This window comes from Mesonia sp. HuA40, assembly GCF_008017835.1.
Lineage (GTDB): Bacteria > Bacteroidota > Bacteroidia > Flavobacteriales > Flavobacteriaceae > Mesonia.
The window spans coordinates 39,598-52,325 of the sequence record NZ_VRLT01000029.1; the positions used below are offsets into that span (position 1 = coordinate 39,598).

At 36.2% G+C, this 12,728-nt stretch carries 14 protein-coding genes; 6 read left to right on the forward strand and 8 right to left on the reverse strand.

Translation table 11 applies throughout. The features are described from left to right. The first annotated feature begins 168 nt into the window (after positions 1-168). Positions 169-594, forward strand: coding sequence for a TerB family tellurite resistance protein (locus FT993_RS06425; protein WP_147861721.1), 426 nt, complete (start codon positions 169-171; stop codon positions 592-594). Positions 595-610: 16 nt separating this feature from the next. Here FT993_RS06425 and fbp read toward each other — a convergent pair whose 3' ends face one another. Continuing rightward, positions 611-1,618: a class 1 fructose-bisphosphatase gene (gene fbp, locus FT993_RS06430; protein WP_147861722.1), complete on the reverse strand. Its 1,008-nt coding sequence runs from the start codon at positions 1,616-1,618 to the stop codon at positions 611-613. 75 nt (positions 1,619-1,693) lie between these two features. Between fbp and FT993_RS06435 the strand changes: the two genes are divergently transcribed. From FT993_RS06435 to FT993_RS06455, 5 genes are all read left to right on the forward strand, one after another. Next, a complete protein-coding gene (locus FT993_RS06435) occupies positions 1,694-2,170 on the forward strand; it encodes a GNAT family N-acetyltransferase (protein ID WP_147861723.1) in 477 nt (158 codons plus the stop codon). Next, positions 2,167-3,417 carry an aspartate kinase gene (locus FT993_RS06440; protein ID WP_147861724.1) on the forward strand — a complete coding sequence of 417 codons (1,251 nt, stop codon included), beginning with the start codon at positions 2,167-2,169 and terminating at the stop codon, positions 3,415-3,417. The genes FT993_RS06435 and FT993_RS06440 overlap by 4 nt, the downstream gene beginning before the upstream one ends. Before the next feature lie 46 nt (positions 3,418-3,463). After that, on the forward strand, positions 3,464-5,284 hold the full coding sequence (locus FT993_RS06445) for a lysophospholipid acyltransferase family protein (protein WP_147861725.1): 1,821 nt from the start codon (positions 3,464-3,466) through the stop codon (positions 5,282-5,284). Then, positions 5,271-5,648, forward strand: a complete 378-nt coding sequence (locus FT993_RS06450) for a PH domain-containing protein (protein WP_147861726.1) — start codon at positions 5,271-5,273, stop codon at positions 5,646-5,648. Before FT993_RS06445 ends, FT993_RS06450 begins: the two co-directional genes overlap by 14 nt. Before the next feature lie 94 nt (positions 5,649-5,742). After that, a complete protein-coding gene (locus tag FT993_RS06455; RefSeq protein ID WP_147861727.1) occupies positions 5,743-6,396 on the forward strand; it encodes an SDR family oxidoreductase in 654 nt (217 codons plus the stop codon). Positions 6,397-6,449: 53 nt separating this feature from the next. Here FT993_RS06455 and FT993_RS06460 read toward each other — a convergent pair whose 3' ends face one another. From FT993_RS06460 to FT993_RS06490, 7 genes are read right to left on the reverse strand one after another with little or no spacing between them, the layout of a single operon-like run. Further along, positions 6,450-6,905 carry a DUF1801 domain-containing protein gene (locus tag FT993_RS06460; protein WP_147861728.1) on the reverse strand — a complete coding sequence of 152 codons (456 nt, stop codon included), beginning with the start codon at positions 6,903-6,905 and terminating at the stop codon, positions 6,450-6,452. Positions 6,906-6,941: 36 nt separating this feature from the next. Continuing rightward, positions 6,942-7,883, reverse strand: a complete 942-nt coding sequence (locus tag FT993_RS06465) for a 2-hydroxyacid dehydrogenase (RefSeq protein ID WP_147861729.1) — start codon at positions 7,881-7,883, stop codon at positions 6,942-6,944. A 2-nt stretch (positions 7,884-7,885) separates the two neighbouring features. Continuing rightward, positions 7,886-8,284 carry a thioesterase family protein gene (locus FT993_RS06470; protein WP_147861730.1) on the reverse strand — a complete coding sequence of 133 codons (399 nt, stop codon included), beginning with the start codon at positions 8,282-8,284 and terminating at the stop codon, positions 7,886-7,888. A 57-nt stretch (positions 8,285-8,341) separates the two neighbouring features. Continuing rightward, a complete protein-coding gene (mgtE, locus tag FT993_RS06475; RefSeq protein ID WP_147861731.1) occupies positions 8,342-9,694 on the reverse strand; it encodes a magnesium transporter in 1,353 nt (450 codons plus the stop codon). Beyond that, a complete protein-coding gene (rsmA, locus tag FT993_RS06480) occupies positions 9,675-10,532 on the reverse strand; it encodes a 16S rRNA (adenine(1518)-N(6)/adenine(1519)-N(6))-dimethyltransferase RsmA (protein ID WP_147861732.1) in 858 nt (285 codons plus the stop codon). Before rsmA ends, mgtE begins: the two co-directional genes overlap by 20 nt. Further along, a complete protein-coding gene (locus tag FT993_RS06485) occupies positions 10,529-10,837 on the reverse strand; it encodes a DUF4286 family protein (protein ID WP_147861733.1) in 309 nt (102 codons plus the stop codon). Before FT993_RS06485 ends, rsmA begins: the two co-directional genes overlap by 4 nt. Positions 10,838-10,847: 10 nt before the next feature. Further along, a complete protein-coding gene (locus FT993_RS06490; RefSeq protein WP_147861734.1) occupies positions 10,848-12,656 on the reverse strand; it encodes a tetratricopeptide repeat protein in 1,809 nt (602 codons plus the stop codon). Positions 12,657-12,728: the final 72 nt, after the last annotated feature.

The window sequence follows — 12,728 nt, forward strand, 5'->3', positions numbered from 1 at the left end:
AGCTAAAAATATAAAGTAGCTTGATTATAAGATTGTATGGCTTTTACTTTATTGAAATAATTTGTTCCGTCAAGGAGAAAATGCCTAAACCAACTAAAATAAGCTTGAATTGAGCATTAAAGTTATGGCGATATTATACTATATTTGTAGTCTAAATTGTAACAAACTATGTCATTTTCAGATTTATTCGATTCAGGTTCACATAGCAGAAACATTAGCCATTTTGCTTCTATTGTACGTTTAGCCGCTGTAGACGGTGAAATAAACGATGAAGAAAAAGCGGTTTTAGAGCGTTTGGCTAGAAAACTTGATATAAACGAAGAAGAATATAAACTTATCTTAAAAAACCCTGAAAACATCCCATTTACAGCACCTAATACCAAGATTAAACGTTTAGAACGTTTGTACGATTTACTCACCTTGGTTTTTGCTGATCATGAAATGGATGAACAAGAAGCTTTTATGATGAAACGCTATGGTATTGCCTTAGGTTTTTCTTCAGAGGACTCCAAAGCTATCATCAAGCGATCTATCGCTATTTTAGGGGGCAAGTTATCTTTTGATGATTACCTATACCTATTAGAAAAAGAATAAAGTAGGTTAACCTACTTTATTCTGCTTTTTGCATAAATTCTTCTGCTTTATTCACCATTTCTTCGCTTCCACAAAAGAAAGGTACTCTTTCGTGCAAACTCTCTGGCTGTATATCTAAGATTCGCGTAAAGCCATTACTTGCCTTACCTCCTGCTTGTTCGGCTATAAAAGCCATGGGGTTACACTCATATAGCAATCTTAATTTACCCTTTGTTGCCTTTTTGCTTTTAGGGTAAATATAAATACCACCCTTAATCATATTCCGATGAAAATCTGAGACCAAAGAGCCTATGTAACGAGCAGTATAAGGCCTATCTCCTTCTTCTGCTTGACAGTATTTTATATAATCTTTTACCCCTTGAGGAAACTGTGCATAATTCCCCTCATTCACCGAGTAAATATTTCCTGTTTTAGGAAAACGCATATTAGGATGCGACAAATAATAAGTACCTATAGCCGGATTTAAAGTAAAGCCATTTACCCCGTGCCCCGTGGTGTACACAAGCATTGTAGAGGTGCCATAAACAATATATCCTGCAGCTACTTGTTGATTACCTGGTTGTAAAAAATCTTCTTTGGTTACCGGTTGCCCCATTGGGGTTACCCTACGGTACACAGAAAATATGGTTCCTACAGATACGTTCACATCAATATTTGAACTTCCGTCAAGCGGATCCATTAACAACACATATTTATTATTGTTGTCTTTATTCTGACCTTGAATGGTAATAAAATCATCGTTTTCTTCAGATGCAATACCACAAACTATCTCCCTATTGGTAATGGTTTGTATAAATTTTTCGTTGGCATAGACATCTAGTTTTTGCTGTTGCTCACCCTGAATATTGGTTTCACCCGCTGCCCCAGTAATGTCTACCAGACCCGCTTTATTCACCTCGTGATTAACCACTTTTGCAGCTAGACGAATTGCATTTATTAATCGAGATAATTCTCCCGATGAGTACTTGAACTCAGCCTGGTTTTCAATTATGAACTCCCCCAGGGTTTGGTTTTTTCTTACCATTTTGTCGACTTTATGTCGCAAAAATAGAAAAAAGACTTTGTAATCGCTATTTTTGTGTAAATCAAAATAAAAACTATGGAAACAAAGATAAGAAGAGCAACCAAAGAAGATATGGGAAGTGTACTGCGATTAATCAATGAATTAGCGGCTCACGAAAAGAAACCAAATGCAGTAATTTTGACCGAAGAGCAATTAAAGAAGGATGGTTTTGGCGACCAAAAAATGTTTACCTGTTTTTTAGCTGAGGCGGATGACCAAGTGGTTGGTATGGCTTTAGTGTACTATAGATACTCTACCTGGAAAGGAAAAACCGTACACCTAGAAGATCTTATAGTAAATGAAAATTATCGTGGTAAAGGTATTGGTATGCTCTTGTATAAACAAGTGATGCGTTTTGCACTAGACCAAGGTGTAAAACGAGTAGAATGGGTTGTGGGCGATTACAACACCAATGCGCTTGAATTTTACAAAAGTACAGGAGCTAGCATAATGACCGAATGGAATACCGTGCAGTTTGACGAAAAATCTATTAAAAACTTCTTGGCAAAATGATCATATTTAAGTTTGGCGGCGCCTCTGTAAAAGAGGCGGCTGGCGTCAAGAATATGGTTGAAATACTCAAAAAAACCGGCACAAAGGATAAAATGATTGTGGTTTCGGCAATGGGTAAAACTACTAATGCTTTAGAATTGGTAATTCAAAACTATTTTGAGTTCAATAAAATCGATTTAACTGAGGTTAAAAATTTTCATGCTCAGATTGCTCAGAGTTTGTTTACCGATACCAATCATCCAATTTTTGTTACTTTAAACCAATATTGGAAAGAGTTAACCAGGTTTCTCGAGCAAAATTCATCTCAAGGTTACGATTTTGTTTATGATCAAGTTATTGGTTTTGGTGAGTTAATAAGTACAGCCATAATAAGCGCTTACCTTAATTCAGAAAAAATAAAAAATACTTGGATAGACGCACGAAAACTTATTAAAACCGATACAACTTACCGCGACGCTCAAGTGAATTGGGAAATCACACAAAAAAATATCAACCATCACATCAAACCCAACGAGTTATTTATAACTCAAGGGTTTATCGCATCGGCTACCAATAATTGTACTACCACTTTGGGCCGAGAAGGAAGTGATTATTCTGCTGCCATTTTTGCTTATTGCCTAAATGCTAAAGAGGTAAGTATTTGGAAAGATGTAAGTGGGGTTTACAATGCAGATCCTAGTATTTTTAAAGAGACTATACAATTGAACCAAATCAATTACAATGAAGCCATAGAGTTAGCTTTTTACGGGGCCTCTGTGATACACCCTAAAACTATTCAGCCGCTTCAAAAGAAAGAGATTCCCTTAATAGTGCGCTCATTTTTTGATTTAACTTTACCAGGAACAAAGGTCAGTAATGGTCCTAAAATTGTACCTCAAGTACCATGTTATATTGTAAAAGATGATCTCATATTACTATCTATTGCCACCAAAGACTTTTCATTCTTTGTAGAGCAAAATATGAGTGAGGTCTTTGCTTTGTTTCATGCTTTTCAAACCAAGGTAGATCTTATTCAAAATTCAGCCATAAGCTTTTCTGTAGTGGTAGATAACAAATTTAAAAAGTTTGATTTATTAATCGAAAATTTGCAAAAGCGATTCAGGGTAAGTTTTAATAAAGGTGTTAAATTATATACCTTGCGCCACGCTACACCAGAGGTAATAAAAGCAACCGAAAAAGATAAGGTGGTTCTTCTAAAACAAGTGACACGAGAAACGGCACAATTGGTTGTTCACGAAAATTTATAACTTAGCAAGTGATTATTCATTTATATTTGCTTTAAACTTATAGCATATGGGATTTGTTACCGCAAAAGAAGTTGCCAATGGCCTTAATCTAAAAAAATTTGGTATTTTAGGTACAGCTATAGGGGCTGGGGTAATGAAAATTACCAAAATTAATAAGCTAAATAAAATTTACGACGATCGTTCGCATCTCGCCGGGTTCGAATTTTTAGATTCTAGCCTAAAACATTTAGAAATCGATTTTGAAATTCCTGAAAAGGATTTAAAACGAATCCCAAAAACAGGTCCGTTTATAAGTATTTCCAATCATCCACTAGGCGGTATAGATGGTATGATTTTGCTACACACCTTTATACAAAAGCGGGACGATTATAAGGTTATTGCTAATTTTTTACTGCATCGATTAAAGCCTTTAAAACCTTACATTATGCCTGTAAACCCTTTTGAAACGCGCAAAGACATCAAATCAAGTCTTAGCGGTTTAAAAGAAGCCATACAGCATTTAAAAGACGGTCATTGCCTAGGTATTTTTCCCGCTGGTGAGGTAAGCACCCAAAAAGAAGAAAACTCTATAGTAGACAGAGAATGGCTACCAGAGGCAATGAAATTAATACAGAAATCTGGCGTACCTATAGTTCCTGTTTATTTTCACGCCAAAAACAGTGCAAGTTTTTACCGCCTATCTAAGTTAAACGATAGCCTTAGAACAGCAAAATTACCAGGTGAAATGCTGAGTCAAAAACACCGAAAAATAAAAGTTCGTATTGGCAACCCTATAAGTATAGAACAACAACAAGCCTACCCTAACTTAGAAGATTTCACCATCTTTCTGCGCAAGAAAACCTATATGCTTTCCAGTGCGTTTGATGACAAAAAGAGTTTATTAAAAAACATTCCCAAACAAATAAAATTTCCTGCACGAGCTCCCAAAGCAATCGCTAAAGAAACCTCAGAAGTTTTAATGCAAAAAGAAATTAGCTTTTGCCAAGAAAACGAAAAGCGTTTGTTAGTTAGTAAAAATTATGAAGTATTTCTTGCCGAGAGAAAAGACATTCCCAATATCGTAAAAGAAATAGGACGCTTACGCGAAATCACATTTAGAGCCATTGGGGAAGGCACAAATAAATCTACAGATTTAGATGAGTTTGACAACTATTACCAGCATCTTTTCTTGTATGACAACGAAACCCATAAAATTGTCGGGGCTTATAGAATGGGTTTTGGCGCTCAAATTTTCCCTAAACACGGAATAAATGGCTTTTATCTGCAGCAACTTTTTCGTTTTGAGCCAGAACTACATAAAATGATGAGCGAATCTATAGAGATGGGACGAGCTTTTATTGTTAAAGAGTACCAACAAAAACCTATGCCACTCTTTTTACTTTGGAAAGGAATAGTGCACTGTACATTAAGGTTTCCAGAACATAAATACTTAATTGGTGGTGTAAGTATAAGCAATAAATTTTCGGACTTCTCAAAATCGATGATGATTGAGTTTATGAAATCACACTATTATGATCCCTATGTGGCTCAATATATTCGACCTAAGAAGGAGTATAAAGTGAAATTAAAAGACGCCGACAAAGACTTTGTTTTTGATGCCAGTCAAGCTGATTTAAACAAGTTTGACAAGCTAATTGACGAACTCGAACCCGATAGTTTACGTATGCCGGTACTCATAAAAAAATACATCAAACAGAATGCACGTGTTGCCGCTTTTAACGTTGATCCTTTATTCAATAATTCGGTAGATGGGCTGATGTACATTCGTATTGCCGATTTACCAGAGAGCACCGTAAAACCAGTGATGGAAGAATTGCAACTAGAACTTGAACAAAAAATAAATAAAGATCAAAATGAGCCTATTTAATAAATTGCTTGGCAATGCCAGTGAGATAGATACCGACACCCTAACAGCAAAATACCAACAATTATTAGTTAACAATGAAGTGGTTGAACTGGGCTTCAAACTTGTACGTGATACTTTTATTTTTACAGACAAGCGCTTAATTTTAATAGATATTCAAGGTTTAACCGGTAGCAAAAGAGAATATATAAGTATCCCCTACAAAAGCATTTCTCGGTTTTCGGTTGAAACCGCGGGTACCTTCGATTTGGATGCAGAACTCAAAATTTGGATTTCTAGCGAGCAACAGGCTTCTATTAGTAAACAATTCAATAAGAAAATAGATATTTATAAGGTACAACAGTTTTTGGCGAGCAAAGTTTTTTAACAAGCTTTAGTTTCTTTGTTAAAGCCTTGTTATTTAAATAAATATTAATACAATTACACGCTTTTCTTGCTACATTTAAATAAAAAAGAAGAAAATGAAACAAGAAAAAGTTTTAGTAGCAGGAGCTAACGGAAAAACAGGTAGAGAGATAGTTGCTTTATTAAAAAATCATGAGGATTATTCGCCCATTGCCCTAATAAGAAAACAAGAACAACAAGCCTTTTTTGACGGTATGCAGGTAGAAACCCGTTTAGGAGATTTAGAAGGCGATCTAGAACCAGCCGTGCAAGAAATAGATCGGGTTATTTTTGCAGCCGGTTCTGGAAGCAAAACAGGAAAAGATAAGACCACGGCGGTAGATCAAAATGGTGCCATAAATCTTATCGATAGAGCTAAAGCTGCAGGAGTAAGAAAATTTGTGATGTTAAGCTCTATGGGTGCCGATGATCCAAAACAAAACAAAGAGCTAGAGCATTATCTTAATGCAAAGCAAAAAGCTGATGAGCACCTACAAGCTAGCTTTTTAGAATATACCATTGTAAGACCAGGAGCACTTACCGATGCTGAGAAAACCAATAAAATTAAGGCGGAAAAGAAATTAAACCAATACGGCGAAATTTCAAGAAAAGACGTCGCACAAGTTTTAGTAGACAGCTTGCCTCCTAATATGCTTAAAAATAAAACCTTTGAAATTATAAACGGAGAATTAGCGACTCCGTTAGCCTTAGAACAATTTGATTACGCTTAAAAAAAGCATTGAATTTAGTATTATGGTAAAAGCAGTCTTAAACTAGACTGCTTTTATTTTTTTATATTTTGTTCATATAGCGCTATCCACTCGTTCACTGTCATTTTTTGTGCCAACGCTGCGATTAACTCAAATGGAATCCGGTTTATATTTTTAAATCGTATACAACTTTTAGCCATATCTAGTTTAGTTTTTACATACTTGCCATACTCATCAACAAACCAATTTTTTAAAGATTCTTTTGCATAGATCCCAGAATGATAAAGGTTTATGGAATTTTTTTGTGAAGCGAAACTTAGAAAAGGAAGCGGCTCTTTTGAGTTACAATGGTAACCATCTGGATAAATGCTGTGGGGCACGTAATATCCTATCATACCATACTGCATACCTTCTTCAAAGCTTTCTGGTAAATTATCATTAATTACCTGCCTAAGTTTTTTTAAGGCTTCCTGCCTCTCTTCCGGGGCTTTTTTTATATAAGCCTCTGGTGTTTCTGCCTTTGTGCCCATAATTATCTATTAAAAATTTTTATCGCAATTCTTTAGTTAAAAATTGGCTTTTATTTTATTCGCTATAACTTGTGCTAGTTTAAGTTTACTTTCTAATGTCCAGCCTGCGATATGCGGACTCAATAATACCTGATCTGCTTGGATAAGGTATTGAAAAGCTTCGGGCAGCTGTTGCTCTTCATTGAAAAAATTTTCGAAAGAAGATTTTTCATATTCCAATACATCTAAGCCTGCTCCTAGAATTTTTCCCGATTTTAAGGCCTCGACTAAATCTTCTGTAACTACAGATTTACCCCTTGCGGTGTTTATCAACCAAAACGGATTTTGAAATTTCTGAATAAATGCAGCATCGACCATATTTTTTGTACTGGCGGTTAACGGAGTATGCAAACTTAGCACTTGAGCTTTACTTTGCAATTCTTCTAAACTAACCTCAACAGCAAATTCATCTGATAAACCAGATTGGATATCGTGAAAAATCACCTCACAATCAAAACCGCTTAGCTTTTTAGCGAAAGCCTTTCCCATATTTCCGTAACCAATTATTCCCACTGTTTTCCCTTCTAACTCGATTCCTCTATTAGCTTCTCGTTGCCATATTCCTTGCCGCACTTGAGCGTCTACTCTATTTAAATGATTAAATAAGCTCAACAACATACCTAACGCGTGCTCTCCCACCGCGTTTCGATTTCCTTCAGGTGCCGAAAACAATTTAATTCCTTTCTTTTCAGCGTAAGCTACATCTATATTTTCTAGGCCTGCTCCTAATCTGCCAATAAATTTTAAATTTTTAGCTTTTTCTAAAAATGCTTTATCTAGACTAAATCTGCTACGAATAATAATTCCATCATATTGTGCAATATTTTCTTGAACACTCTGCTTTGGCGAATCATAATCTTCATGATTTGTAAAACCATGGGCTTTTAATTCATCAATCAACAGAGGATGGTTGCGGTCTAGGTGTAAAACTTTATACATAATTAATCAAAAAAAGGTTGCGTTATACTGTCTATTATGCGTTGTGGTTTTTGTTTCTTTAAATCTATAAGGCACCAGAGGGTTTTGGCTTGGGCCAATAAAACCATATCTTTTTTAGCATAAATTTCTGTGCGCCTTTCACTTTTTACACCCTCATAATTGGCGATCCAAGTTTTCAGGTAAATCTCCTCTCCTAAGAAGGCAGGTTTTTTATATTCTATATAATGATTAAGCACTACCCAACCGTAATGTTCTTGAATATGCTTGGGTGCCGTAGCCTTCCAATGTTTTTCACCAACATCTTGCACCCATTGGAGATAGGCCACATTATTTACATGGTTCAAACTGTCTATCACATCACTTTTTACAAGTAAAGTATCAAAAAATGGAATAGGTTTCATAATATCGATTCGCTTAAATAGTTTTTTAGAGCAGTATTAAATCCGTAAAGGAAAGATTTAAAAGCCTAATATAAGTTTAGCAATACTAAAGTAAATTAAAATACCACAGATGTCATTGCTCGTGGTTATAAAAGGACCGGTTGCCATAGCTGGATCTATACCTTGTTTTTCTAAGATAATAGGCACAAAGGTTCCTATTAAAGAAGCTGTAATAATAACCGAAACCAAAGAGACACCCACTGTGAGTCCGAACTCAAAATTTAAACCAAGTAGTAGCATTCCTCCACCAATTAGCAAAATGGCTAATACTGCGCCGTTTAATAAACTTAAACCAATTTCTTTTAAAAACCTTTTCAACAACGAACCTCTTAGACTATTATTAGCCAAGCCTTGCAAAACAATGGCAGATGATTGTACGCCTACATTACCTGCCATAGCGGCAATTAAAGGTACAAAAAAGAACAACTCTCCATGTTTTTCCATGGCGCTATCAAAGGTTCCTAACACTTCTACACTTATAAATCCGCCTGCCAAAGCTAAAATAAGCCAGGGCAGTCGGGCGCGGGTGAGCTGCCAGATACTACTGCTAGACTCTACATCTTCAGAGATACCAGCCGCCATTTGGTAATCTCGCTCAGCTTCTTCTTTTATAAAATCAACTATATCATCAATGGTGATACGACCCACTAGTTTACCCATTTCATTTACCACAGGTATAGCCTCTAAGTCATATTTTTGCATAATTCTAGCCACTTCATCACCAGGGGTATGCACAGTAACAAAATCTACTTTATCAATATAAACATCACTTATTTGAGCGTCACTAGGTGCGGTTAAAAGATCTTTTAAAGAAAGCCTACCTTTTAAACGATCTTTGTTATCAACCACATAAATGGAGTGTACTCGGGTTACATACTCGGCCTGTTCTCGCATTTCGCTCATACAGCCCGTAACACTCCAGTTTTCGTTTACTTTTACTAACTCTTTGGCCATGAGTCCTCCGGCAGAGTCTTCATCATAGCGTAAAAGCTCTACAATATTATCGGCGTGTTCTTCGTCTTGGATATGACCAATAACCTCTTCTTTTAGGTTTTGGTCTAGTTCGGCTACAATATCTGCAGCGTCATCGGTATCCATTTCTTCCAGCTCGCCAGCAATTTCTTCTGCCGTAAGATTATTTAGAATTTTTTCTCGATCGTCTTCATCGAGTTCCATTAAAACTTCGGCTGTTTTATCGGTATTAAGAATTTTAATTACATAAGTAGCGTCATCTAGATCTAACTCTTCTAATATCTCCGCGATATCTGCGTGATGAAGTTCTTCTAGATACAAGCGCAACTCGGCACTGTTTTGCGCCTGCACCCACTCTTCTATTTTTGCGATTAATTCTTTACTGATTTGAAACTGCATCGATAGCTATTTTTTGCGTTAATTCTATAAACTCTGTATAATGTAACTGCTCTGGTCTTTTATTAAAGATAGCTTCTTCTCGTAAAGTATCTGATAACTGAAAGTTTTTTAAGCTGTTGCGCAAAGTTTTTCTTCTCTGCTGGAAGGCTTGCTTTACCACTTTAAACAATAAACTTTCGCTAACGGGTAATTCTTGATTTTCTTTTCGACGCATATGCATGACGCCGCTATCTACTTTGGGTGGCGGATTAAATACACCTGGAGGCACGGTAAACAGGTATTGCGTCTCATAAAACACTTGTGTTAAAACCGATAAAATACCATACACCTTGCTACCGGGTTTTGCACAAATGCGTTGTGCAACTTCTTTCTGAAACATACCTGAAAATTCGGGTACAAATTGGCGTTGCTCTAATACCTTAAAAACGATTTGAGTAGATATGTTATAAGGAAAATTGCCTGTTATGCCCATTTCCTTACCCTGGTTCAAGGTGGCTAAATCGGCTTTTAAAAAGTCTTGCTCACTAACGCTAAAATTTTGAAGAGGTAAATTGGGGTGATTTAAGCCAAAACCTGCTTCTAAATAAGCAATAGACTCCCGGTCAATTTCTAATGCCAATACCTTCAAATTGCGCGCTAACAAATGTTTGGTTAAGACCCCTGTTCCTGGGCCAATCTCTACAACCAAGTCATAATTTGCAGCTTCAAGCGTTTGAGCAATCTTTAGGGCTGTTTCTTCACTTTTGAGAAAGTGTTGTCCCAAATGTTTTTTGGCTTTTACCCCCGCGTGTTGCGCACGTGATTGCCCTTTTTTTCTATTTGGCTGCTTTTTTTTCATTGTTCATCGATTATATGAAGCTCAGTAGTAAAGTACACAAATTTATCTTTAAATAGCATTGGGGTTTCGCCAAGCGGATTTTTGTTTTTAGCACGAAATGATTCTAGTTTTGTTTTGTTTGGTACGGTGTATTGAATAGAGTAGGTATAACCTCCCATCTCTTCTTCTACTAAAACTCTAGTCATTACCGCTTTAGAGAACGTGTCTAAGCTCAGCATTCGCGGCATATAAGTATGCTTAACCCAGTCTACCCAGGCTTCTTGAATATCTTCTTGTATATTAACGGTAATATTGAATATAAACATGGTTGTAAATTTATTTAATCAAATCGCCTCTTAGTTTTCTGTATTTCTGTCTGGCCTCGTTAAAGTAAATACTATCTTCATGCTCAAACAACAGCTTTTCATAATAGGCTTTGGCCTTATTTTTATCTTTTAACTCCAGCTCATAAATTCTTGCTAGCGCATAAAGACTTTCGTCTATATAAATACTTTTCTCCGTTAGGTTTAGGATACTTTTATATGTTGCTATTGCCTTTTCAAATTTTGACAAATTCTCTAGCAAGCTGGCTTTTTTAAATAACGCATCATCTTCTATTTCTTCACCCACGTGTTCTTGCAAAATCTTTGCTAAAAGCGCTAAGGCTTCATTTGGTTTTTCTTGAAAAGCTAATAAATCGGCTTTAGCGAAACGCTTTAAAGCTGTAAATGTGGTGTCTAATACTGCATTGCTATTGGTGTTAATCAAAACACTTAATTGCAATGCATCGTTGGCAATAAACTTTGAAGTAGCTGTTTTTAAAACGTTTAGTTGCCTAAGTGCCCATTCAAAATCACCTTGATAAAAACTGGTTTTTGCAATTTTAAAGGTAGCTTCTTCTGCCAAAGCACTATTGGGTAAGTCAAGCTGTACTTGTGAATAATAAATCAAGGCTTGGTTGTATTTATCGGTTTTTACAGCTACATCACCTAAACGCATTTTCACTTGCCCTGCTGCAAATTTGTCTAAATTTAATTGGTTCAATTTGTCTAATTTCGCCTTAGCTTCTGCATAGGATTTTGTTTTCAATAAGAAATCAGCGTAAAGCAAATGAATATCAAACCAGTCTTGTAACGGAAGGCTTTGGTACTTTTCAAACACTTGGTTAAAGAGCTGCGCTGTGACCTCAGGCTCTGCGCGATTCATATTAAGCTCTAGTTTTAAATATTCTGCTTGTAAGATGCGGTAAATCTGATCTTCTTGCGCTATAACATAATTTAATATTTCTTGCGAGGTGGCGTAGGCTGAATCTTTGGCTTGCTGCGCCAGGTTTAAAAAGCCTTGAATATTATCTTTTTGACTACGCAAATAGAGCGCTTTTTCTTGCGCAAAGGCTTTTTGAAAATCATTTTGTTGCACATAAAGCCAGCTTAACAGCTCGTTAAAAACCAGCATAGGTTTTTCTTGGTTTTTTGCTAGTATAGCCTGTTGTAGTTTTTTGTTGGCGGGGTTGTTGGCATCTTCATTAATAAAATCTGAAAAATTGCGTTTTACGGCAAACAAATAGTTGGGTTGATCTACGAGCAAATCTAGGTAGCTGCCAAACATTTTATCTAAATTTCCCTTCTCTCCATAAATTCTTGCCAACTCTATAGTAAACGAGCTGTTTGCACGTTGTTTAAGAGCCTCTTCATAGGTTTTTATAGCCCAATCTAGTAAAGCATATTGTTGAAACATTCTGCCAACGCTATAGGCATAACCCTGATTTTTTGAAACGCTTTCAATTGCCGATTGAAAGGCTTCTTGCGCCGCTTCATTTTTATCTTGCAATTGATAATTGTGCCCAAGACTAACCAATAAATTAGGGTAAATTACCTTTGGTTTGTTTTGCTGCAACAACAAGTCTTCTGCTAGCTTATACTTTTCTAGTTCTTGATAAGTAGCTACTAATTTTTGAACGCTGCGCAGGTCTCTGCTGTTTTGGGCCACAAGCTTTTCAAAAACCGCTTGGGCTTTTTCAAATTCACCTTGATCAAAATAGTTTTCGCCCAATTGGTAAGATTGAGACCAAAGGGTAAAACCAAATAAAAATGCTATTATACTTGAAAATAGGCGCATACTGCTAAAATAGAAAATTGCCTGCAACTACGTTGTATATTTAGCAGTTTTTGTAGCGAATTATAACAAGCCCCAAGATTACAACAAACGGGGCTTGTT

Coding starts and splice junctions, on each gene's coding strand:
- FT993_RS06425 (WP_147861721.1), top strand. CDS start 169: ATGTCATTTTCAGATTTATTCGATTCAGGTTCACATAGCAGAAACATT.
- fbp (WP_147861722.1), bottom strand. CDS start 1,618: ATGGTAAGAAAAAACCAAACCCTGGGGGAGTTCATAATTGAAAACCAG.
- FT993_RS06435 (WP_147861723.1), top strand. CDS start 1,694: ATGGAAACAAAGATAAGAAGAGCAACCAAAGAAGATATGGGAAGTGTA.
- FT993_RS06440 (WP_147861724.1), top strand. CDS start 2,167: ATGATCATATTTAAGTTTGGCGGCGCCTCTGTAAAAGAGGCGGCTGGC.
- FT993_RS06445 (WP_147861725.1), top strand. CDS start 3,464: ATGGGATTTGTTACCGCAAAAGAAGTTGCCAATGGCCTTAATCTAAAA.
- FT993_RS06450 (WP_147861726.1), top strand. CDS start 5,271: ATGAGCCTATTTAATAAATTGCTTGGCAATGCCAGTGAGATAGATACC.
- FT993_RS06455 (WP_147861727.1), top strand. CDS start 5,743: ATGAAACAAGAAAAAGTTTTAGTAGCAGGAGCTAACGGAAAAACAGGT.
- FT993_RS06460 (WP_147861728.1), bottom strand. CDS start 6,905: ATGGGCACAAAGGCAGAAACACCAGAGGCTTATATAAAAAAAGCCCCG.
- FT993_RS06465 (WP_147861729.1), bottom strand. CDS start 7,883: ATGTATAAAGTTTTACACCTAGACCGCAACCATCCTCTGTTGATTGAT.
- FT993_RS06470 (WP_147861730.1), bottom strand. CDS start 8,284: ATGAAACCTATTCCATTTTTTGATACTTTACTTGTAAAAAGTGATGTG.
- mgtE (WP_147861731.1), bottom strand. CDS start 9,694: ATGCAGTTTCAAATCAGTAAAGAATTAATCGCAAAAATAGAAGAGTGG.
- rsmA (WP_147861732.1), bottom strand. CDS start 10,532: ATGAAAAAAAAGCAGCCAAATAGAAAAAAAGGGCAATCACGTGCGCAA.
- FT993_RS06485 (WP_147861733.1), bottom strand. CDS start 10,837: ATGTTTATATTCAATATTACCGTTAATATACAAGAAGATATTCAAGAA.